At 63.2% G+C, this 22,228-nt stretch carries 16 protein-coding genes; 8 read left to right on the top strand and 8 right to left on the bottom strand.

The features are described 5' to 3' along the window. From ACZ9CK_RS18535 to dnaA, 8 genes are all read right to left on the bottom strand, one after another. Window positions 1-654, bottom strand: a complete 654-nt coding sequence (locus tag ACZ9CK_RS18535; protein ID WP_476050732.1) for a DUF3566 domain-containing protein — start codon at window positions 652-654, stop codon at window positions 1-3. Next, the gene (gene gyrA, locus ACZ9CK_RS18530) at window positions 647-3,331 is read right to left on the bottom strand and encodes a DNA gyrase subunit A (protein ID WP_426301151.1); all 2,685 of its coding nucleotides are present in this window, start codon (window positions 3,329-3,331) and stop codon (window positions 647-649) included. The genes ACZ9CK_RS18535 and gyrA overlap by 8 nt, the downstream gene beginning before the upstream one ends. 61 nt (window positions 3,332-3,392) lie before the next feature. Further along, a complete protein-coding gene (gene gyrB, locus ACZ9CK_RS18525; protein WP_426301149.1) occupies window positions 3,393-5,468 on the bottom strand; it encodes a DNA topoisomerase (ATP-hydrolyzing) subunit B in 2,076 nt (691 codons plus the stop codon). Window positions 5,469-5,868: 400 nt separating this feature from the next. Next, on the bottom strand, window positions 5,869-6,417 hold the full coding sequence (locus ACZ9CK_RS18520; RefSeq protein WP_426301147.1) for a DciA family protein: 549 nt from the start codon (window positions 6,415-6,417) through the stop codon (window positions 5,869-5,871). Continuing rightward, window positions 6,404-7,597, bottom strand: coding sequence for a DNA replication/repair protein RecF (gene recF, locus ACZ9CK_RS18515; RefSeq protein WP_476050731.1), 1,194 nt, complete (start codon window positions 7,595-7,597; stop codon window positions 6,404-6,406). Before recF ends, ACZ9CK_RS18520 begins: the two co-directional genes overlap by 14 nt. A gap of 23 nt (window positions 7,598-7,620) precedes the next feature. Beyond that, the gene (gene gnd, locus ACZ9CK_RS18510) at window positions 7,621-8,547 is read right to left on the bottom strand and encodes a phosphogluconate dehydrogenase (NAD(+)-dependent, decarboxylating) (RefSeq protein ID WP_476050730.1); all 927 of its coding nucleotides are present in this window, start codon (window positions 8,545-8,547) and stop codon (window positions 7,621-7,623) included. Between the two features lie 8 nt (window positions 8,548-8,555). After that, complete coding sequence (gene dnaN / locus ACZ9CK_RS18505; protein ID WP_476050729.1) at window positions 8,556-9,680, bottom strand: DNA polymerase III subunit beta; 1,125 nt, start codon at window positions 9,678-9,680, stop codon at window positions 8,556-8,558. Between the two features lie 549 nt (window positions 9,681-10,229). Then, on the bottom strand, window positions 10,230-11,651 hold the full coding sequence (gene dnaA / locus ACZ9CK_RS18500) for a chromosomal replication initiator protein DnaA (RefSeq protein ID WP_426301139.1): 1,422 nt from the start codon (window positions 11,649-11,651) through the stop codon (window positions 10,230-10,232). A 457-nt stretch (window positions 11,652-12,108) separates the two neighbouring features. Here dnaA and rpmH point away from each other — a divergent pair, with 457 nt between their 5' ends. The 8 genes from rpmH (at window position 12,109) to ACZ9CK_RS18460 (ending at window position 17,748) form a co-directional block, all read left to right on the top strand. Continuing rightward, window positions 12,109-12,246 carry a 50S ribosomal protein L34 gene (gene rpmH / locus ACZ9CK_RS18495; protein WP_074588526.1) on the top strand — a complete coding sequence of 46 codons (138 nt, stop codon included), beginning with the start codon at window positions 12,109-12,111 and terminating at the stop codon, window positions 12,244-12,246. 41 nt (window positions 12,247-12,287) lie between these two features. After that, complete coding sequence (gene rnpA / locus ACZ9CK_RS18490; protein WP_426301137.1) at window positions 12,288-12,698, top strand: ribonuclease P protein component; 411 nt, start codon at window positions 12,288-12,290, stop codon at window positions 12,696-12,698. Then, the gene (gene yidD, locus ACZ9CK_RS18485; protein WP_476050728.1) at window positions 12,691-13,089 is read left to right on the top strand and encodes a membrane protein insertion efficiency factor YidD; all 399 of its coding nucleotides are present in this window, start codon (window positions 12,691-12,693) and stop codon (window positions 13,087-13,089) included. Before rnpA ends, yidD begins: the two co-directional genes overlap by 8 nt. Before the next feature lie 17 nt (window positions 13,090-13,106). Further along, entirely contained in the window at window positions 13,107-14,072 is a 966-nt protein-coding gene (gene yidC, locus ACZ9CK_RS18480; RefSeq protein ID WP_426301133.1) for a membrane protein insertase YidC, read from the top strand. Further along, the gene (locus ACZ9CK_RS18475) at window positions 14,072-14,650 is read left to right on the top strand and encodes a Jag family protein (RefSeq protein ID WP_426301131.1); all 579 of its coding nucleotides are present in this window, start codon (window positions 14,072-14,074) and stop codon (window positions 14,648-14,650) included. The genes yidC and ACZ9CK_RS18475 overlap by 1 nt, the downstream gene beginning before the upstream one ends. A 6-nt stretch (window positions 14,651-14,656) precedes the next feature. Further along, on the top strand, window positions 14,657-15,307 hold the full coding sequence (rsmG, locus tag ACZ9CK_RS18470) for a 16S rRNA (guanine(527)-N(7))-methyltransferase RsmG (protein ID WP_426301129.1): 651 nt from the start codon (window positions 14,657-14,659) through the stop codon (window positions 15,305-15,307). A gap of 96 nt (window positions 15,308-15,403) precedes the next feature. Next, window positions 15,404-16,459: a ParA family protein gene (locus ACZ9CK_RS18465; protein WP_426301127.1), complete on the top strand. Its 1,056-nt coding sequence runs from the start codon at window positions 15,404-15,406 to the stop codon at window positions 16,457-16,459. Between the two features lie 65 nt (window positions 16,460-16,524). Then, window positions 16,525-17,748, top strand: coding sequence for a ParB/RepB/Spo0J family partition protein (locus ACZ9CK_RS18460; RefSeq protein WP_476050727.1), 1,224 nt, complete (start codon window positions 16,525-16,527; stop codon window positions 17,746-17,748). The last annotated feature ends 4,480 nt before the right edge of the window (window positions 17,749-22,228 follow it).

Genomic DNA, 22,228 nt, shown 5'->3' with positions numbered 1-22,228 from the left:
CTAGTCGTCGGTGAGCGTGACGCCAATACCGCCGACGAGCGTTGCCGAAATGTTATAAAGCACGGCGCTCAGCATGGACAGGGCGGTCAGCAGGACCACGTTGACCACGGAAATGATGGTGGCGAAGGACAGCACCTGGCCCAGGGAAGCGACCTTCTTCAGCTCGAAGCCGCCCCCTTCGGAACCTGCGAGGGTGCCGAGGAGGCTGTCCACCTGGTCGAAGATCCCGGTGAGGTCCAGGACCGTCCAGAGCACCATGGCTGCCACTACGGTGACAATTCCGAGGGCCACGGAGAGCAGGAAGGCCATCTTGAGTACAGACCAGGGGTCCACCTTGCTCACCAGCAGGCGTGCGCGGCGGACCTTGGCCTTCGGAGCGGGTTTCACGAGTCCGGGGGCACCCGGACCCTGGCCGGGAGCTGCGGGACGGGCGGCCTGGGACCGCGATCCCGGAGCCGCAGGACGCTGGCCCTGCGGGGCGGGTCGCTGCGTGGAAGCCGCGGGTCCTGCCGGGCGCTGGGCCGAAGCCGGAGCGCCCGCCGGGACCGGCGGACGGGAACCAGCAGCGGCGCCTGCCTGCGGGGTGCCGGAAGGCTGACGAAGTCCGCCGGGGACGTCTGTGTTCGGCTTGGGATACGAGTCAGGATTACTCATTCGTTCCTCCGGTGTTGTCTTCGTTCAGCTCGGTACCGGGATCCTGGCTGCTGTCCGCTTCGGGTGTCCCGGCGTTGGATGCGGCCGCCTGGCCGGCGCCGCCGTCTGCAGCCAAGGTTACGTTATCCACGGCTCCGGGCTGCTGTTCTTCATCCGTCTCTTCACCTTCGAGGCCGCGTTCGCTGTTGCGGGCCACCTCGATGATGCGGTCGTTCTTGTCCGGCTTGGCAAAGATGACGCCCATCGTATCGCGACCCTTCGCAGGGACACCGGCGACGGCGGAACGGACAACCTTGCCGCCTTCCATCACCACCAGGACTTCATCCTCGTCCTGGACGATGAGCGCGCCGACCAGGTCACCCCGCTCTTCGGCCAGTTTGGCCACCTTGATGCCGAGGCCGCCACGGCCCTGCAGACGGTATTCCTCGACGGCGGTCCGCTTGGCGTATCCGCCTTCGGTCACCACGAAGACGTAGGAACCGTCCTTGACGACGTCCGCGGCCAGCAGTTCGTCGTCTTCGCGGAACTTCATGCCGGTCACGCCGGAGGTGGCGCGTCCCATCGGGCGGAGCGCCTCGTCCGTGGCGGTGAAGCGGATGGACTGGCCCTTGCGGGACACCAGGAGGAGGTCGTCGGTTTCGGACACCAGCTGTGCCGAGACCAGTTCGTCCTCGTCGCGCAGGTTGATGGCGATGACGCCGGCGCTGCGGTTGGTGTCGTAGTCCTCCAGGCGCGTCTTCTTGACCAGGCCGCTCTTGGTGGCGAGCACCAAGTAGGGAGCCTGAGCGTAATCGCGCAGGTCCAGGACCTGGGCAATGTGCTCGTCGGGCTGGAACGCCAGCAGGTTGGCCACATGCTGGCCCTTGGCGTCGCGGCCGGCTTCGGCAAGCTCGTAGGCCTTGGCCCGGTATACCCTGCCGAGGTTGGTGAAGAAGAGCAGCCAGTGGTGGGTGGTGGTGACGAAGAAGTGTTCCACGACGTCGTCGCCGCGCAGCTGGGCGCCCTTGACGCCCTTGCCGCCGCGCTGCTGGGAGCGGTAGTTGTCGCTGCGGGTGCGCTTGACGTAGCCGCCCCGGGTGATGGTGACCACCACTTCCTCTTCGGGAATCAGGTCTTCCATCGACATATCGCCGTCGAAGCCCATGAGGATGTGCGTGCGGCGGTCGTCGCCGTGCTTGGCCACGATTTCGGCGAGCTCGGTGCTGATGATTTCGCGCTGCCGCTGCTCGGAGGCCAGGATCGCGTTGTATTCGGCGATCAGGGCTTCGAGTTCGGAGTGGCGGTCCTGGATCTTCTGGCGTTCCAGGGCTGCCAGGCGGCGGAGCTGCATGTCGAGGATGGCCCGGGCCTGCAGCTCGTCGATGTCCAGCAGTTCCATGAGCCCGTCGCGAGCGGCTTCGGTGGTGTTGGACGCACGGATGAGGGCAATGACTTCGTCCAGCATGTCCAGCGCCTTGAGGAGGGCACGCAGGATGTGTGCTTCTTCCTCGGCCTTGCGCAGGCGGTACCGGGTCCGGCGTGCGATGACGTCCATCTGGTGGGCCACCCAGTGCCGGATGAAGGCATCCAGGCTCAGGGTGCGCGGGACGCCGTCGACGATGGCCAGCATGTTCGCGGAGAAGTTGTCCTGCAGCTGGGTGTGCTTGTAGAGGTTGTTCAGCACCACCTTGGCCACGGCGTCGCGCTTCAGCACGATCACCAGGCGCTGGCCGGTGCGGCCCGAGGTTTCATCGCGGAGGTCCGCGATGCCCTGGATCTTGCCGTCCTTGACCAGTTCGGCGATCTTGATGGCCAGGTTGTCCGGGTTGGCCTGGTACGGCAGTTCGGTGACCACCAGGCAGGTGCGGCCCTGGATTTCCTCGACGTTGACCACGGCACGCATGGTGATGGAGCCGCGGCCGGTGCGGTAGGCCTCTTCGATGCCCTTGTGGCCGAGGATGGTTGCGCCGGTGGGGAAATCAGGGCCCTTGATGCGTAGCAGCAGTGCTTCGAGGAGTTCCTCGCGGGTGGCGGTCGGGTTGTCCAGCGCCCACTGCACGCCTTCTGCGACTTCGCGGAGGTTATGCGGCGGGATGTTGGTGGCCATACCTACGGCGATACCGGAGGAGCCGTTGACCAGCAGGTTCGGGAAGCGCGCCGGCAGGATGGTGGGTTCCTGGTTCTTGCCGTCGTAGTTGTCCTGGAAGTCGACGGTTTCCTCGTCGATGTCCCGAACCATTTCCATGGCCAGCTGGGCCATCTTGGTTTCTGTGTATCGGGGAGCTGCAGCGCCGTCGTTGCCGGGCGAGCCGAAGTTGCCCTGCCCGAGCGCCAGCGGGTAGCGCATGGTCCAGTCCTGGATCAGCCGGACCAGGGCATCGTAGATCGCCATGTCGCCGTGCGGGTGGTAGGTACCCATGACGTCGCCCACCACGCGGGCGCATTTGTTGAAGGAACGGTCCGGGCGGTAGCCGCCGTCGAACATCGCGTACAACACGCGGCGGTGGACCGGCTTCAGGCCGTCCCGGACGTCGGGGAGGGCGCGGCCGACGATGACGGCCATGGCGTAGTCCAGGTAGGACCGTTGCATTTCGGTCTGCAGGTCCACCTGTTCGATGCGGTCAACCAGCACGTCGCCTTCAAGAACGGTTTCCGGGGTGTCCTGTTCCTCGGGTACCTCGGGGGTTTCGTCACTCATAGTATGTATTCCGTTTCAGGTATATGTCAGTTCAAGAATCTAAGCGGGCTGAAAAGCCCCTTTAGATATCCAGGAACCTGACGTCCTTGGCGTTCTGCTGGATGAAGTTCCTGCGCGACTCGACGTCCTCGCCCATCAATACGGAGAAGATCTCGTCCGCGGCCGCGGCGTTCTCCATGGTGACCTGCAGGAGCGTGCGACGGTCCGGGTCCATCGTGGTGTCCCACAGTTCCGTGTAGTCCATTTCGCCGAGGCCCTTGTAGCGCTGGATGCCGTTGTCCTTGGGCAGGCGCTTGTTCATCGCGGTGCCCTTGCGGATGGTTTCATCGCGCTCACGGTCGCTGTAGACGTAGTCGTGGTTCGCGTTGGACCACTTGATGCGGTAGAGCGGCGGCTGGGCCAGGTACACGTAGCCGTTCTCGATGAGCGGGCGCATGTAGCGGAACAGCAGGGTCATCAGCAGGGTGGTGATGTGCTGGCCGTCCACATCGGCATCGGCCATGAGCACGATCTTGTGGTACCGCAGCTTGGAGATGTCGAAATCCTCGCCGATGCCGGTGCCGAAGGCGGTGATCATGGACTGGACTTCGTTGTTCCCCAGGGCTTTGTCCAGGCGGGCGCGCTCCACGTTAAGGATCTTGCCGCGCAGGGGCAGGATGGCCTGGGTCTCCGGGTTCCGGCCTCGTTTGGCTGAACCGCCTGCGGAGTCACCTTCCACGATGTACACCTCGCAGCGCGAGGGGTCCTTCGAGGAGCAGTCCGACAGTTTTCCCGGCATGCCGAAGGATTCCAGCGGGCTCTTGCGGCGGGCGTTGTCGCGGGCCTTGCGTGCAGCCATCCGGGCCTGGGCGGCCTGGATGGCCTTGCGGATGACGTCGCGGGCGGGGCCGGGGTTGCGTTCCAGCCAGTCGCCCAACTGGTCCGTGACCACGCGCTGCACAAAGCCCTTGACCTCGGAGTTGCCGAGCTTGGTCTTGGTCTGGCCTTCGAACTGCGGCTCGGAAAGCTTGACGGAGATGACGGCGGTCAGGCCTTCACGGATGTCGTCACCCGTGAGGTTGTCGTCCTTCTCCTTGATGATGGACTTTTCCCGCGCGTAGCGGTTGATCAGTGACGTCATCGCCGCGCGGAAACCCTCTTCGTGGGTGCCGCCTTCGTGGGTGTTGATGGTGTTCGCGTAGGTGTGGACGCTCTCGGAGTACGCGGTGGTCCACTGCATGGCGACCTCGACGGCGATGTGCCGCTCCGTGTCCTCGGTTTCGAAGGCGATGACGTCCTCATGGACGATGTCGACCTTCTTGCTCGAGTTCAGGTGCTTGACGTAGTCCAGCAGGCCCTCATCGTACTGGTACACCACGGTGCGGTGTTCGGCAGGGACTTCGCCTTCGGTGGAAACCGCGTCCAGGTCCAGGTCCTCGCCGTCGGCGCGCTTGACCGGGCGCTCATCCGTGAGCGTGATCCGCAGGCCCTTGTTGAGGAAGGCCATCTGCTGGAAGCGGGCGCGGAGGGTCTCGAAATCGAACTCGGTGGTTTCGAAGATGCTGCCGTCGGGGTAGAACGTCTGCGAGGTACCCGTCTGGCCCGTGGCCTCACCCATGACCAATTCGCCTTGCGGCTTGCCGCCGTCGGCGAAGGACATCCGCCAAACGTGGCCCTGCCGCCGGACTTCGGTGTCAACCCGGCGCGAGAGCGCGTTCACTACCGAGATGCCGACGCCGTGCAGGCCGCCGGACACCGCGTAGCCGCCGCCGCCGAACTTGCCGCCGGCGTGCAGGATGGTCATGACCACCTCGACGGTGGGCTTGCCCTCGGTGGGGTGCATGTCGACCGGGATGCCGCGGCCGTCGTCGACGACCTTGACGCCGCCGTCGGCCTGGAGGGTTACTTCGATATGGCTGCAGTAACCGGCCAACGCTTCATCGACGGAGTTGTCCACCACCTCGTAGACCAGGTGATGAAGGCCACGGGGACCGGTGGAACCGATGTACATGCCGGGACGCTTGCGCACTGCTTCGAGGCCTTCAAGCACGGTGATGTCACTGGCGCCGTATTCCCGGGCACCGGCGGACGCATCCGGAATGCTGGCAATGTCCTCCGCGGGGTCAACTGCCAAAATCTCTGCATTGTCGTTAGCCACAGGCGCTTTCGACTCCTCTGTGTTCGATGGTCGCCGGCCGTCACCGCACGCAAGCGAGCAGGTCCGGGAAGGACCCTCCACAGGAATGCAGCGGCCGCCAACAGGGACGCCACTGATAACGCCGGCGACCCCTTGACTGGCGGATCCGCAGCTCACATGCATTGCTGCGGGGCCAATCAACTGTTCGCCGGCGCCCAGTTGTCTATCCACGATTCTATCGTGTCGAGGCCTCCAAGCCCGATTTGCCCGGGGCGGTTCGGCATAAACGTGCCCCTGACAGGCCGCTAACCCCGTCTGGAACCGCCCAAAACGGCACCAGTCGGGGAGCTATACGGCCGTGGTGCGTTCCCGGCCGCTGTGCGCGATTTTCGGGAAGTGTCCGCGGAGAGCGGAAAATCGCTCAGCCGTAGGTGTCCCGCGGGCCCCGGCCGTTGACGCTACGGCCGCCTTTTCGCCAGTTCGGCGCCGTCGGGGCAAGGACATGGATCGCTGTCACCACGCCTTCTCCAAGTTCCTTGCGGAACAGTTCCAGCAGGCTCGAATTCAGCAGCCGCAGCTGCGTGGCCCAGGCCGTGGAATCGCAGCGCACATGCAAAGTGGTGTCAGTGAAGCTTTCCGGGGTGCAGTGGGCGGAGATTTCCGGGCCCACCAGGGCATCCCATTCCGCCATGACAGATCCCACGGCCACCGGGGAAGTCCAGCCGCGCTCGGCCACCAGGCGACCGACCACCTTGCCCAGGCCCAGGGGGTCCCGGCCGTTGCCATGGAATTGGCTGAAGCCGCGGGTATCCCGCAGCCCTTTCCGCTTTGGCGCGGCTTTCCCGGGGGCGGCACGGCGCACTTCGCCGCGGGCCGCAGCGGCCTCGCGCATCCGGTTCAGGGCAGCCTGGGCGGCGTCGATCCGGTCCGGCTCGCGGCCCGGCTGCAGTCCGCCGTCATCCTTCACCATCTATGCCTCCGGGGACAACCTTCACCCGCCGTCCGGCCAGCTCTTCGGGGATATCTGCGTCGACGGCGGCCGTCACCAATACCTGTTCGGCACCGGCGACTATTGCGGCAAGTTTACGCCGCCTTTGTACGTCCAGCTCCGCGAAAACGTCATCCAGGATGAGGATCGGGGCCGATCCGCCGGTCAGGGCGTCATCGAGCATCACATAGTAGGACGCGAGGCGGAGCGCCAGGCACATCGACCAGGTTTCACCGTGCGAGGCATAGCCTTTCGCCGGAGCCTCGCCGAGCAGCAGCTCAAGCTCGTCCCGGTGCGGGCCCACCAGCGAGATGCCGCGCTCGAGCTCCTTGCGGCGCGCCGCCGCGAAAGCATGCACGTACCGCTCGCTGAGCTGTTCGACGCTCAGCTGCCGCAACTCCTCCACCCCGACGCCGGCCCCGGCCGCTCCTTCGGCGGGGCCGCCGTCGTCGTCCAGTACTCCCTGGAGCGTCGAGCGGTACAGCGCGTTTGCGTCCTTCGACCCGTCCGTGAGCTGGGCATATGCTCGCTGCAGATGCGGACGGAGCCGTTCCACCAGCTCAAGGCGGGCGTGCAGGAGTTCGGCGCCGGCCCGGGCCATGTGCTGATCCCAGACGTCGAGGGTCGCCTCATGCCCGGCGGTGAAGCGGCCGGCGCGGGCGGACTTCAGCAGGGCGTTCCGCTGCTTGAGCACACGGTCGTAATCGGCGCGGGTGGCTGCATGCGCAGGAAGGAGGCTGACGAGCATTTCGTCTAGGAAACGGCGCCGGTTGGACGGATCGCCCTTCACCAGGGCCAGGTCCTCCGGAGCGAACAGGACCGTCTGGCAGATGCCCAGGATGTCCCGTGCACGCACGGGATTTCCGCGGTTGATCCGCCCCCGGTTGGCCCGCCCGGCGTTGATTTCGAGTTCGACGACGGTGGCCTGGGTCCCGCGCACGAGCTTCGCCCGGATCATGGCGCGTTCGCTTCCAAAACGGATCAGTGGGGCGTCGGTGCTGACCCGGTGCGAACCCAGGGTGGCGAGGTAGCCGATCGCCTCCATGAGGTTGGTCTTGCCGATCCCGTTGGAGCCGACCAGGACGGTCACTCCCGGGCCGAGCTTCAGGTCAACCTGGGCATAGCTGCGGAAATCGCTGAGCGAAAGGTGTTCGAGATACACGCGTCCTGCCGGCCTCCGGCCGCTTAGCTGGACGGACGGGTTGCGTGCCCGCCGAACTGGTGACGCAAGGCGGACACCATCTTCATGGCCGGGGAGGATTCTTCCCGTGAAGCAAAGCGCGCAAAAAGCGCTGCGGTGATGGCCGGGGCAGGAACCGCGTTGGCGATGGCTTCCTCCACGGTCCAACGGCCTTCGCCGGAGTCCTCCACGTAGTCATCGATCGAGGCCAAGCCCGGATCCTCGTCAAGGGCCTTCACCATGAGGTCCAGCAGCCAGGAGCGCACCACGGTGCCCTTCTGCCAGGCGCGGAAAGTGCCGGGCAGGTCCTTGACGATGTCCTTGGCTGCGAGCAGTTCGTAGCCTTCGGCGTACGCCTGCATCAGCCCGTACTCGATGCCGTTGTGCACCATCTTGGCGTAGTGGCCTGCACCGACGCCGCCGACGTGCACGAAGCTGTCGGCCCGATCGCCTTCAGGACGGAGAGCGTCGAAGACCGGCATGGCGAGTTCGATGTCTTCAGCCGAACCGCCGGCCATGAGGCCGTAACCGTTCTGCAGGCCCCAGACACCGCCCGATACGCCGCAGTCCGCGAAACGGATGTCCTTGGAGGCAAGGTATTCCGCATGTTTCTGGTCCTCGGTGAACCGGGAGTTGCCGCCGTCGATCACCATATCGCCGCTGCTGAGCTTCTCGCCGAGCTCGGTTACCACGGCGTCGGTGATGTCACCGGCCGGAACCATGACCCAGACGATCCGCGGGCTGGGAAGGGCGGCAAGCAGCTCATCGACCGTGGCGACATCCGTGACGTCGGGGTTCCGGTCGTAGCCGGTGACCTGGATTCCACCATTCCGCATGCGTTCGCGCATGTTGAAACCCATTTTTCCAAGGCCGATCAATCCGATGTGCACGGTGTGAACTCTCTTCTGCGATGTGGTGGCGGAACTGCGCAAACCGCGGCCTAGTTGGGCAGGCGGACCGGCATCACCAGGTAGCGGTAGTCGTCCTGGTCATCGCCGTCGGCCTCGGCCTGGGCGGTGATCATGGCCGGCTTGGGCGCACTGGTGAACGAGAAGCGCACGAACTTGCTTTCGATCACGCTAAGTCCCTCGATCAAGTAATGCGGGTTGAAGGCCACGGTGATCTCTTCGCCGGTGAGCTGGGCTTCGAGCTCTTCGGAGGCCTGGGCGTCTTCGCCAGTGCCGGCATCCAGGCTGAGCTGGCCAGGGGTGAAGGCCAGGCGAACCGGAGTGTTGCGTTCGGCCACGAGGGACACGCGGCGGACGGCCTCGATGAGTTCCTGGGTCTGCACGGTTGCATGGATCGGCGTGGATTCCGGGAACAGGGAGCGGATCTTCGGGTAATCGCCATCCACCAGCAACGAGGTGGTGGTGCGGCCTCCGCTTTCGAAACCGATCAGGCGGCTGTCGTCGTCGGCCAGGGCCAGGTTGATGTCGCCGCTGCCGCCTAGGGTCTTGGCGACTTCGTTGAGTGTCTTGGATTTCACGAGGGCGCTCGTGGAAAGGCCGGGCGTGACAGGTTTCCATGGCACTTCGCGCATGGCCAGCCGGTAGCGGTCGGTGGCCAAGAGGGTGATCAGATCGTCTTCGATCTCCATCCGGACGCCGGTGAGGATCGGCAGTGTGTCGTCCTTGCTGGCCGCGATGATCACCTGGGACACGGCCTGGGCGAAAGCGTCCCCAGGCAGGGTGCCGCTGACGGCGGGCAGCGCCGGAAGCGGCGGGTACTCGGACTCGGGCATCGTCGCAAGATGGAAGCTGCTTCGGCGGCAGCTCAGGGTCACCTTGCTGCCGTCGGTTTCGACGTCGACTGGTGCCGAAGGCAGGCTGCGGCAAATGTCCGCCAGGAGGCGGCCGGACACCAGGATGGTTCCTTCGGTGGTGATGTCCGCAGGAATTTCAAGCCGTGCCGAGGTTTCGTAGTCGAAGCTCGAGAGGCTAACGGTGCCGGCTTCGGCTTTGAGCAGGAGGCCGGAGAGAACGGGAACGGGCGGCCGCGGAGACAAGGATCGGGCTGTCCACGTGACGGCTTCTGCCAGGACATCCCGGTCGACTCTGAACTTCACGGAAGGGTGCCGCCTTTCATTGCTGTCGCATACGCGATCGCTGCTGCCAATGCTCTTGGTGGAAGCTCCGGAGAGCCGCCATTGGCCCCTGGGGACCGCTGCCTGCCCGGTGTGGCCACCGTGAATGACAAGAAATCCGGCCCGGAGGGACACGATGCTGACAGCTTAGCCGGAAGTCCGGGCTTTAACCCATCCCTCAAGGTGCCGGCTGGTGCGCAGCACCGCCTCGATCTGCGGGGTGGGCCGGTCGGAAGGAGATTGTTGTTTGAGGGATCTGGATTTCTTGGGATTAGTAGTGTTAATAACCCTTGTGGAAACTGTGGATAACCGCCCCTCGCCGCAGTGATCCGCGGTTAACGCCTGTTCACGGCATGTGGGCAGCCTGGGTTTTAAACAGGGTGTGGACGTGGACAACCCCCAGGGCGGTTTTTAACGATCCACAGGCGCCTTAAGGGTTTTAAGCCCATTAACTGCGGTTCTCCCCTTAACTGTCCACAGGCTTATCCACATGCACCTGTTAATAAGGTATGTAGTGCTCGTGCAGCTGGCTCAGGAATCGCGCTGCTGCTGCTTGATGCGGTTGGTCAGTTCCGTGACCTGGTTGTAGATGACCCGGCGTTCGGCCATGAGTTCGCGGATCTTGCGGTCGGCGTGGATCACGGTGGTGTGGTCGCGGCCGCCTAGCTCCTGTCCGATCTTGGGCAGGGACATGTCCGTCAGCTCGCGGCACAGGTACATCGCAATCTGGCGCGCGGTCACCAGGGTCCGGGTCCGCGACTTGCTGCAGAGTTCCTCCATGCTGAGCTTGAAGTAGTCGGCCGTCTGCTTCAGGATCTGGTCCGCGGTGATCTCCTGGGCGCCATCGTCGGTGATCAGGTCCTTCAGGACCATCTCGGCGAGGGCCACATCCACCGGCTGGCGGTTGAGGCTGGCAAATGCGGTGACGCGGATCAGGGCGCCTTCGAGTTCGCGGATGTTGCTCGAAATCTTGGAGGCAATGTACTCCAGGGCGTCATCCGGTGCAGACAGGCCTTCGCTCTGCGCCTTCTTCCGGAGGATCGCGATACGCGTTTCGAGTTCCGGCGGCTGGATGTCGGTGAGCAGGCCCCATTCGAAGCGGGACTTCATGCGGTCTTCGAAACCCGCCAGCTGCTTCGGCGGCAGGTCGGAGGTGATGACTACCTGCTTGTTGTTGTTGTGCAGGGCGTTGAAGGTGTGGAAGAACTCTTCGAGAGTCCGGTCCTTGCCGGCCAGGAACTGGATGTCGTCGATCAGCAGGACATCCACGTTCCGGTAGGTGGTCTTGAAGCTGGCGCCTTCGTCGTCGCGGATCGAGTTGATGAAGTCGTTGGTGAACTCTTCGGAGTTGACGTAGCGGACCCGGATCCCACCATAGAGCCGGCGCGCGTAGTGGCCGATCGCGTGCAGCAGGTGCGTCTTGCCCAGCCCCGAGTCGCCGTAGATGAACAGCGGGTTGTAAGCCTTGGCCGGCGCTTCGGCGACGGCGACGGCGGCCGCGTGGGCGAAGCGGTTGGAGGAGCCGATCACGAATGTGTCGAAGACATACTTCGGGTTTAGGCGGCCGAATTCGTGGGAGGTGCTGGGCGGGGTGGGCTGCGGCCGCAGTTCCACGGCATCGTCCGCTCCGGCGGAAAGCTCGACGGCGGGAGCCTGCTCTTCGTGGACAGGCACCAGCTCGGTGTCGACGTCGATCGCGCAGCGGACGTCATCCGAGAAGACGCTCCGCAGGGCATCGTCCAGGGCATCCTTGACCTGGGTCTGGAGGACTTCGCGGGTCAGTTCGTTGGGGACGGCCACCAGGAGGGTGGAACCGATGAGGCCCTGGGCCTGGGCAAGGATGACGAAACCGCGCTGCCGCGGGCTGACCCGCTCGTCCTGTTCGAGCAGGCTCAGGACCCGGCGCCAGGAACTTCCGACAGTATTGGCGTGGTTGGTCTCGTCTACCGTCATCAATTGGTTCCTCTGGTCCTTGTGTGCCTGAATTGCCGGCAGCCGAAAAGTCCGAACCAAGGGTGGATTCCAACCGAATCCACAGGGTTATGCACAGTCCGTGGAAAATCGGCTACTGAGACACTCTAGGGGATGGATTCCCCAGAAGATAGCTGGGGAGTTGCTTGTGGATAATTACATGGTTGTGGTTCTGGAAACGGCCTTGTGAGCCACTTCATCCACAGGCTGCCGGCGCCACTTTGCCACAGCTGGGGATAGTCAGGAGCGGGGTTCCCGGTTTGACCCGCGGCGTGTTTTTGCCCTAACGTTGTGAAGTCCTATGTGTCCGCTTTCGGCCACCTGTATCTTCGGCACTGTCCGGCGTTGGGTGGGTGCGGATGCACAAAAAACTTAGCGTCGGCCAGTTCTTCCCCTTTTGATCGGGTGGGCGCACCTTCGATCCACTGGAGTAACTAACGTGAGCAAGCGGACTTTTCAGCCGAATAACCGCCGTCGGGCCAAGAAGCACGGCTTCCGCCTTCGTATGCGCACCCGTGCCGGCCGCGCCATCCTGGCTGCCCGCCGCAGCAAGGGCCGCGTCGAGCTGTCGGCGTAAATAACTGACTCGTCGGTCAACCTTCCCAAGCGAGTCAAGCGGTGCTTGCCACCTCCCATCGTCTGCGGACTTCAACCGACTTTTCAACAACAGTACGTTCCGGCGTCCGCAATGGACGCCGGAACTTAGTGTTATATACGGCATCTATCGCTGCCGATGAACCGAGCCGGTTCGGCTTCATTGTTTCCAAAGCTGTCGGGAACGCTGTCACCAGGAACCTCGTTAAGAGGAGACTGAGGGAAGCAGCTGCCCTGGCGTTGAAAAACCAGGGAACCGGCCTGGCTGTAGTTGTCCGGGCCTTGCCGGCGGCGGCTTCCGCAGACTGGGAACAGCTGCTGGGCGATTTCAACGCAGCCCTGGCAGCAAACAGGAAGCGGCTTGGCGGAATGGTTCCGCCGCCGTTGCCGGACCGTACCGGCAGCACCACAACGGAAGGGACACCGCGTGCATGAGCTAGGCTCCGCCGTCGTCCGCTTCCTTGCCTCATCCTCAAGGTCCATTGCTTCCGTTCTCTGGGAGCTGCCCCGCAACATCCTCATCCTGCTGCTGAAGGCCTACCGGCGGATCGTTTCGCCACTGTACGGCCAGGTGTGCCGGTTCTTTCCTTCATGCTCCGCCTACGCGCTTGAAGCAGTCACGGTCCATGGTGCCGTCAAAGGCAGCTGGCTTGCCGCCAAGCGCCTTGCGCGCTGCCACCCCTGGAACGCCGGCGGCGTGGACCACGTCCCCGCCGGCCACCGCCACTGGCCCGAAGGCCAGATGCCCACAATTGTTGTACTGAACAACCCGGACCTGTTCCTGGCTGCTCAGGCTGATGAAGACGGCCGCCGGGAAGCGGCTTGAGGAAATAGGGAAAACGTATGGACTTCTTTGGAACCATCATGGCTCCGTTCAAATGGTTGGTCTCAGTCATCATGGTTGGCTTCCATGAGGGACTGAGCTTCATCGGGCTGCCGGCCGCCAGCGGTTGGACGTGGACGCTGTCCATCATCGGGCTGGTGCTCGTGCTCCGGGCTGCCCTGATCCCGGTCTTCGTCAAGCAGATCAAGGCGCAGCGCGGCATGCAGCTGCTGCAGCCGGACCTGAAGAAACTGCAGGACAAGTACAAGGGCAAGACCGACCAGCTGTCCCGCCAGGCCATGGCGCAGGAACAGATGGCGATGTACAAGAAGCACGGGACCAACCCGTTCTCGGCCTGCCTGCCGATGCTGATCCAGATGCCGTTCTTCTTCGCCCTGTTCCAGGTGCTGTCCGGCATTTCGCAGGCCAAGGACCAGGGCCAGGGCATCGGTGCAATGAGCCATGACCAGGTGGTGCAGTTCGATCAGTCGAGCATCTTCGGTGCCCCGCTGTCCGCGTCCCTCCTGCATGGCGGCGGCGGCAACCAGGTGGCCGTCTGGACGCTGTCCATCATCATGATCCTCGCGATGACGGCCTCGCAGTTCATCACCCAGAAGCAGATCATGGCCAAGAACATGTCCGAAGAGGCCATGGCCAGCCCCTTCATGCGCCAGCAGAAGATGATGCTTTACATCCTGCCGATTGTCTTCGGCGTGGGTGGCATCAACTTCCCGATCGGTGTGCTCATCTACTGGACCACCACCAACCTGTGGACCATGGGCCAGCAGTTCTTTGTCATCCGCCGCATGCCGACGCCGGGCTCCCCCGCCGCGAAGGCCCTCGCTGAGCGTCGTGCCGCCAAGGGGCTGCCGGCACTGCCGATCCTCGGCGGGAAGAAGGCCGAGGAAACCGCTGCAGATCCCGAGCCCGAGAAGCCCAAGGGCCAGCGCATCCAGCCACAACGCAAGAACAGGAAGAAGAAGTAATGTCGGTTGATAGCACTGAAGAGACGAAGGCTGAAGGCGTGAACGAAGGGCTGGCCACCGAGTCCCTGTCATCCCAGGCAGAAGAGAAGCCCGCCGGCAAGGGAAGCGCAGCGCGCCGCCTCGAAGAAGAGGGCGACGTAGCCGCGGACTACCTTGAGGAACTCCTGGACATCGCCGACATCGACGGCGACATCGACATCGAGGTGCGCAACGGCCGCACTTACATCTCCATCGCCGCCGAGGAAGCCTCCGAGGGTCTTGAGAGCCTGGTAGGCCGTGATGGCGAGGTACTCGAGGCGCTCCAGGAACTGGCCCGCCTTTCCGTGCTTTCCGCCACCGAAACCCGCTCCCGCCTCGTGCTGGACATCAACGGCTACCGCAAGGAGCGCGCCGGCGAGCTGCAGCAGATCGCCGAGGACGCCGTCGCAAAGGTCAAGGAAAGCGGCTCCGCCGTCGCCCTGGAACCGATGAGCGCCTACGAGCGCAAGATCGTCCATGACGCCGTCGCCGACCTCGGCTTCGTCTCGGAGTCCGAGGGCGAAGGCGCCGGCCGCCATATCGTGGTCTCGGCCGACTAGAGGATCATGGCGGACATTACTGCAGCGGACCTGTCGGCCGCAGAGAAAATCTTCGGCGACCGCCTGGATCTGGCCCGCCGGTACGTGGAACACCTCGAGACGTCGGGGATCGAACGTGGGCTCATCGGTCCGCGGGAGATCCCCCGTCTGTGGGGACGCCACGTGCTCAACTGCGCGGTCATCGAATCGGAGATCGCCCACGGCAGCCACGTGGCCGACGTCGGATCCGGCGCCGGGCTGCCCGGGCTGTGCCTGGCGATCGCCCGCCCGGACCTTGAACTGACGCTGATTGAGCCACTGGAACGGCGGGTGATCTGGCTGCAGGAAGTCGTGGACGACCTCGGACTTGAGAACGTGACCGTGATGCGCACCCGTGCCGAACTCGCGGTGGGCCTGGTGAAGGCCGACGTCGTCACCGCCCGTGCCGTGTCCGCACTGAGCAAGCTCGCAGGCCTGACCATCCCGCTGCTGGATGGCAAGGGCGAACTTGTCGCCATCAAGGGACGCAGCGCCGAAGAGGAAATCGAGAAGGCCGCCAAGGTCATCCGGAAGCTTGGTGGAGTCCAAACCAGCGTTGTGCTGTGCGGCGAGAACCTGCTCGAGGAACCCACCACCGTGGTCAAGGTCCTCGTCGACAAGACCCGGAAATCCGCCTAGTTTCCGCCGGCCTTTCCGCGCTGTTTCCGGCGTGTCCTAGGCGAAGCCGTTAGGCTAGAGAACGGCAGCCAACGCCAAATGAGAGTGAGTGTGACAGTGGCCAGTAGCGAAACCTCCACGCATCGGATCCCCCCGTTTATGTCCTTGGGATCCGCACGTGCAGTCTCTGCGCCCTCCACGCTGGGTCTTGCAGGACAAATGAGCACGAACAGGGTTGATAACTCGATAGTTTCACGTGAAACAGCCCTTGGTGCTGGAGGGAATGTGATGGACTCGATCGACGACTCCAGCCCCATCGCCCGCCAGCTCGCCAATGAGACCCGCCGCAGGGAGCGTCTGCTCGACCGGGAACTGCCGAAGCCCGAAAAGACCCGCATCTTCACCGTTTCCAACCAGAAGGGCGGCGTCGGCAAGACGACGACGACGGTCAACATCGCTGCTGCTCTGGCTTCGGCAGGATTGAACGTCCTGGTGATCGACATCGATCCCCAAGGTAACGCGTCTACCGCGCTTGGCATTGAGCATCACGCCGACGTCGACAGCATTTACGACGTGCTGATCAACGACCTGCCGCTCGGCGAAGTGGTGGCACCCTGCCCCGACGTCCCCAACCTCATTTGCGCGCCGGCCACGATCCACCTGGCCGGTGCGGAAATCGAGTTGGTTTCCCTCGTGGCCCGTGAGCAGCGCCTCCGCCGGGCAATCGACGTGTATGCAAAGGAACGCGAGAAGAACGGCGAAGCCCGGCTCGACTTTATTTTCATTGACTGCCCGCCGAGCCTCGGACTGCTTACTGTCAATGCATTCTGTGCGGCCAGCGAAGTCCTGATTCCGATCCAGTGCGAATACTATGCACTGGAGGGCCTGAGCCAGCTGCTCAAGAACATCGAGATGATCCAGAAGCATCTGAATGGCGACCTGGTGGTCTCGACAATCCTCCTCACGATGTATGACGGCCGCACCAACCTGGCTGCCCAGGTAGCTACCGAAGTACGCGAACACTTCCCGGAACAGGTGCTCAGTGCAGTGGTTCCCCGTTCGGTCCGCATTTCCGAGGCGCCGAGTTACCAGCAGACGGTGATGACTTACGATTCTTCATCGAGCGGAGCTCTTTCCTATATGGAAGCCGCAGCGGAAATCGCTGAACGCTAGACTTCTCTAAACACTGCAACAGCCTTGGCGGGTCTTCCCTGCCGTTCCTTTGGAGGGATACACACATGAGCGAAAAGCGACGGGGTCTGGGCAGGGGTCTTGGTGCCCTCATTCCCAGCTCGCCTTCGGCTGGTGTTGCAGGCAACGGCGCAGGTACGTCCCGCCCGGTGGACCTGTTCTTCCCGGAAGCAAAGAAGGCCGCACCTGCGACTTCCGCTCCCGAGACTGAACCGACGACGGCGGAAGCACCTGCAGCTTCTCCCGCCAGGTCCGCGGTGCGGACTCACTCCAAGACGGCTTCGGACGAAAGCCCTTCGGCTCCGGCCGCCAGCGCGGCGAGCAAGCCAAAGACCGGCCCCGCGAAGGGCGCTGCGAAGGCTCCGGCCGCTGACAAGCCTGCGCGGAGCAATTCCGCGAAAACTGCTGCCGCTCCTGTTGCCCCCGAGGCGACAGAAGTCGAACTCGTTGAGGTTCCCGGCGCACGTTTCGCCGAAATTCCGGTGCAGGACATTCATCCCAACCGGAAGCAGCCCCGCAGCGTCTTCGATGAAGACGACATGGCGGAGCTTATTCACTCGGTCAAGGAAATCGGTGTCCTCCAGCCAATTGTTGTACGTACTTCAACCGAAAAGGGTGGAGAACCGTATGAATTGGTCATGGGTGAACGCCGGTGGCGCGCAGTCCAGGCTGCCGGACTTGAAACCATCCCGGCAATCGTGCGCGACACGAACGATGTTGACCTTCTTCGTGACGCATTGCTTGAAAACCTCCACCGGAGCCAGCTGAACCCCTTGGAAGAAGCGGCTGCCTACCAGCAGCTGCTCGAGGACTTCGGTACCACTCACGAGGAGCTCGCAGATCGTATTGGACGTTCCCGCCCGCAGGTCTCGAACACCCTTCGGCTTCTGAAGCTGCCGCCGCTGGTCCAGCGCAGGGTCGCTGCCAGCGTTCTTTCGGCCGGTCACGCACGTGCGCTGCTTGCCCTTCCCGACGCCGCGGCAATGGAGCGCCTGGCGCAGAAGATCGTCGCCGAGGGCATGTCGGTGCGAGCCACAGAGGAAGCCGTTGCCCTGTACCAGGAGCCCGCGGTGCCGGTAAAGAACAACATTCCGCGCCCAAATGCCCGCCACGAGCGCCTGGACTACTTGGCTTCGTCCCTTTCCGATCGCTTGGACACAAACGTGAAGATCACCCTTGGTGCCCGCAAGGGGCGTGTAAGCATTGAGTTCGCTAGCGTTGAGGATCTGAACCGCATTATGGAGGTGCTGTCTCCGGGCGCTGAGGAGTAGAGCTTTCAACGCCAGAAGGGCGCTTCTCCGTTCGGAGAGGCGCCCTTTCTCTTCCCCGCTGCCTTTGCGCCTCCTTTGTCCGATTCTTTTCGGGGCCGATTGGCCGGGGTTTCACGTGGAACGATGGCGTGCCCTAGTCCCGTTCGTTGCCTGGGGTGATTCCTCCGCGGGTGCAGGCCCGGGGTACGTGAGCCGGTTATTTCCGGACCTGACATCGTTGGAGCCTTTGGTTATGTGGCCTCGTAACCACTCCGGGTCGCGTAACCACGTATCCTGACTTCCCGCGCGCAGCTCCGTGGTGTTCGTCAGAGACCGATAGGGGCATTCCTATTCTGCGTCGACTCTTTCAGGCGTGCTGCTGAACCTCTCTGTTGGGCCATCAGGAACCATCGTGGCCTCCGGATGCTCGCGTACGTGGCGATACGCAGTGTCCTGCCGTATATGAAGTGAGTAGTCGACTGCATCAGTCTCGCTCCTCCCCGCTGGTTTGCCGGGATCTCGTGCAGCTGTGCCTACTTGCCCTGATCGCACATTCTGGTGTCGGTGGCGTACTTCATCGTGGCCAGATCTGGCTCGCGTAGCCGGCAAACTCGGTGTTCGCGCACTCGCAGAGTCGGGTCTCGGGGCTCGCGTTCCTTGGCAGTAATACGGGCCTAAGCCTCCTAGCGGCGGATCGGGGCGCCCAGGGCGGGCATAAGAGGCTGGAGAGTCCCGTAACGGCGGACCACGGACCCTTTTGGCTGTGCAGGCACCGTCCGATCCTAACTGGGAACTGCGATAGTTCCCGCGCGCCATGGGTCATCGCGTGCTCATCAGCGCCAGCGGCGCCATGGTGGCATGTTGCGGTTCGCCTTCAATGGTGGCGAGCCGCTGGCAGGCCTGGCACCTATTCGCATGGATCTTGACCTCAATTAGTCGCTAATGCTCGTCCGGAAATGGAAAGCTCCGTTTCACGTGAAACATATGGCGCACGGCCAGCACTGCGACAGCCGGGTTCTCCGCTTGTCCACCGTCCACCTGTCCCAAATTTGCCGGTGATTCCATGTCTGGCCAGGCATCGGTGGGCAGTTCGGTTCCATTTGCTTGCAAGTTCGATCTGCTGCTTCTGGCGACCATGACCCCGGCTAACTCTTTGTATTCTCCGGAGTGTAGAGGATTGGTGTCGCACGCGTACTCAATCATTCATCGACCCGGTGATGGCATTGCCGGATGGAGGCAGGACCCACCCTGCGTGGTGCACAAGTCTCGCTCCCGGTTTCCCGTGCTGCGCACAGCGCTGCCATCGTTTCGAAATTGCGGATGAACGCCGGCGTTCTACTGCAGCACCGAGGAATGCACGCCCACTGTTTCACGTGAAACATCCTCCCTGCGTCCGAGTGCCGTTCCCTACCGACGTATAGAGCAGCCGCTTGCGCCACCCTGCCGCATGCAGGAGGTCAGGATGCTGCCGACTAGCGATGAAGGGCAGGAGCCGTAATGAAGGGCAGGAGCGATAAGGATCTGCAGCTCGGGCTGCGGGCTTGTGAAGGCACCTGACGGCGATGAGGCCTCCGCGGCCAGCGCTCTAGTGAGCGTTGACGATGACGTACCCCGGGTGTCCGTTGATGGAAGCCCCGAAGGGCCGGTAGTCTCCCCTGCGTGGGACGGTCGCTGGCGCCTGCGAGGACGCAGCCACCCTTGTCCTCCTCCTGGTCGCACTCAGCCGTACTGCGCAGTCAGGCGCGCCCTCGTAACGCGGGCACTGGCGGAGCAGCTGGCGGCGCCTGCTGAAAGGCCTGCCTGGCGGTACTGGTTGTCACTGTGTCCTTATCGTTGGGGGTGGGTGGCAGCCCCCATCCGGTGGAAGGTGTCATAACGGCATCACTGCGTTCACTGTATCTTCCAGTTTGAGGCCGGCCCTCATGAGTACGGTGTCGTCTTACTGGTTGACTGGCGTCTGGTTATGGATGACGTCACGGGCACTGCGGGACGCATAGTGAACTGAACCGCGGCGAATGGACGCCTCATTGACCGGAACAAGCTGGCGTGGAGTCCCGCGTGAGCGCGCCTTGTCGTGCGGTTGCACGGAGGTATCCCGCTAATGTTGGATCCGGCATAGGGCTTCGATGCTGCTGCGTTATGGCCAGTCGGGTCTGGAGGGTCAGCTTCCAATGCGCGCGGTCCGCTGGTGTTCGCCAAGCTTCTGCTGGGGTTCCGTGTCCTTGATGTAGTTTCGATGAACACCTGGCGTAGGAGGTCACTCCCCCTCATTCCCTACCGCCCGACAGCCAGGTCTGGTGCCGCGCCGAGCGCCCACAACCGGCACGCCAAGGGCCCACAACCGGCACGCCAAGGGAGGACTTTGTGAACAGGGAGCGAGGCCACCGAACGGATCTTTTGCCTCCCCAATCGAGCGCCTGAGGCTGTTGAAAACAGGTCAGGGGTAGGTGGATATCGCTGTGGATAACTTTGTGGAAAGCAAGGACGCCACCACTGCTTGGCAATCAATACCGCAGGCGCGGCATGTCCCGCCTTCAGCAAAGGTCGCTGCCGTCTGCCGCGTTACGAGATTCGTTTCACGTGAAACATCATGCAGTGGCGTCACATGGGGCCATTCAACGCCCTTTTGAAGGATTTCCCGCGAATTTTGGCCCCCGGAGGGGGTGGGAGTCACGCCAGGGTTCTGCGCGGCTTTTAATGCCTAGAGAGGAAGCTTCCACCAGTCCTCTCATCACAAGCGCGGTGGTCGATCTGGAATCCAGAATGCCTGTGGAATAGCTTGTGGATAACGTTGTGCATAACTTCAGCACCGCTGGTGGATAACTCTTTTGTGGTGTGCGTCATTATCCTCGAGGCGGCTCTCCGCTTCCCTGACATGATCAGATGTTTGAACAGCGCATGCCACGCCCAATTGCATTGGCAGTGCAACCCTGAGGCTGCCAGCGTGGGGCGGCGGAGCCGGCACCCGCTATGCGCGGGCCTGTCATGAGCAGCTGAAGGAACTCAATGCTGCGGCGGTCCCTGGACCGTCGTGGCTATGTCCTCCTAACCGCGTGGAGCCATAGGTAGCGACACAGCCGGTTCCCGGGGGGGCGAAAGCGCGGCACCCGGGCAGAACAGTTGGTCGTCGCGACCATCGGCCCAGTATCCGACAAGGTTCATGTAGGACTGACGTGTAGGCGGGTGCGTCTGCAATCTTGCCGTTCCAGATTGAGCGGGGGAAGAACAGCATTAGCCGGGCGACACCAGCAACTGATGGCACCCGCGCGGGCACTTCTCGGACCGGACCGATGGCTGTCGATACCAGACCTCTTAGGTGACTGTTGAATGTTCATACCTGCTACCTGCTGGCTTGCCATGGTGCCTGCGTCTGCAGCCGGGGACAGCTTAGGCCCGGGTGAGAACTTAGCTCGGCTGTTCCCCGGACCACACTCGAGCAGACATGACCGGCAGGTAGTTGGGAGCGGCGCAGGGTGCACACGGAGGGTCAGATATAGGTGCATGGCGATGCACGCTGTGTAGGCAACCGGATTGGTACCTTCGTGCAACGCGTAGGGTCATTCCGTTCCCGGGAGGTTTGCCGTATTGCTGGTTCGGTGGTGGGGCTGCTGCCTGGTGTACGTCCACAACGGGAAGGTTCGGTGGCGTGGGAATGGTGGCGTCATCGTGTTCTGCCGCGTCTGCTGGTTCACACAGGCAGCGCGCATGTTTCACGTGAAACATGCCCGCATACGGCCGCATGAGCCATGCGCCCGACTGGTCCGCGGAGTCGGCCCCGGTGCCAGCGTTCAGAACGGACCGACCGCGGGAACTGGGTGGCACAGGATTCTGGCGGCGAGCGTCGGGCGCGTGGGTCCGTTGCAAGGCCGGGACAGCGCAAAGATTCTTCCGATGGGCATTCCCCCAACTTCCAGACGCGTCGACAACTCTGCTCGTAAGGCTGGGATGCTGTCCTTGTAAGACACGGAAGTGAAAAGGTGTCTGCCGCCTAGTGTGAACTGCGGTTAACCCTTGGCACTCTGGTTCTGGTCGTCCGGCGAAAGATGTAGAGCCAGTGGCGCGGTGAAGTCTCTGGTGACATCTATTTCGGACGATCGTCGCGGCAGGCGCACCAAGAACTCTTTCCGCTGAAATGGCCTGCAAGTTTCGTATCCTCGCCGGATGGCCGTCCTTCACGGAGGCCGCCTTGAGGGAGGCAGCCGAGACCGAGTGGAGGGCATCTTGAACAGACGGCGGCGCTGGTCACAGATGTTTCACGTGAAACAGCAACCTGGCCAAGTCCGCACCCGCGCCGGAAACCGTATGTGGTGAGACGGCGAGCCTGTTGGAAGCAGACTGGTTTCGCCCCACGCACCTTTCGCGACGTGCATCAACGCACCTGGGACGCTATTGCTGAGCATCGTTCTTCTGTGCCGGAGGAACTGGCAGGAAATTCTGTGTGTCGGACAAACTCGACGTTGATGTGGAACTCAGAGGGTCCTGGCGGCCAGTTGCTAGACGC

This window comes from Arthrobacter sp. TE26545 (assembly GCF_056279005.1).
Note: the sequence above shows the minus strand (reverse complement) of the source record. Positions and strands in the feature narration are given on the sequence as shown.

Bases quoted from the DNA above. Each gene is read 5' to 3' on its own strand.
- ACZ9CK_RS18460 (WP_476050727.1), top strand. From the start codon at position 16,525: ATGAGCGAAAAGCGACGGGGTCTGGGCAGGGGTCTTGGTGCCCTCATT.
- dnaA (WP_426301139.1), bottom strand. From the start codon at position 11,651: ATGACGGTAGACGAGACCAACCACGCCAATACTGTCGGAAGTTCCTGG.
- gyrA (WP_426301151.1), bottom strand. From the start codon at position 3,331: ATGAGTGACGAAACCCCCGAGGTACCCGAGGAACAGGACACCCCGGAA.
- rsmG (WP_426301129.1), top strand. From the start codon at position 14,657: ATGGCGGACATTACTGCAGCGGACCTGTCGGCCGCAGAGAAAATCTTC.
- ACZ9CK_RS18475 (WP_426301131.1), top strand. From the start codon at position 14,072: ATGTCGGTTGATAGCACTGAAGAGACGAAGGCTGAAGGCGTGAACGAA.
- yidC (WP_426301133.1), top strand. From the start codon at position 13,107: ATGGACTTCTTTGGAACCATCATGGCTCCGTTCAAATGGTTGGTCTCA.
- ACZ9CK_RS18520 (WP_426301147.1), bottom strand. From the start codon at position 6,417: ATGGTGAAGGATGACGGCGGACTGCAGCCGGGCCGCGAGCCGGACCGG.
- ACZ9CK_RS18535 (WP_476050732.1), bottom strand. From the start codon at position 654: ATGAGTAATCCTGACTCGTATCCCAAGCCGAACACAGACGTCCCCGGC.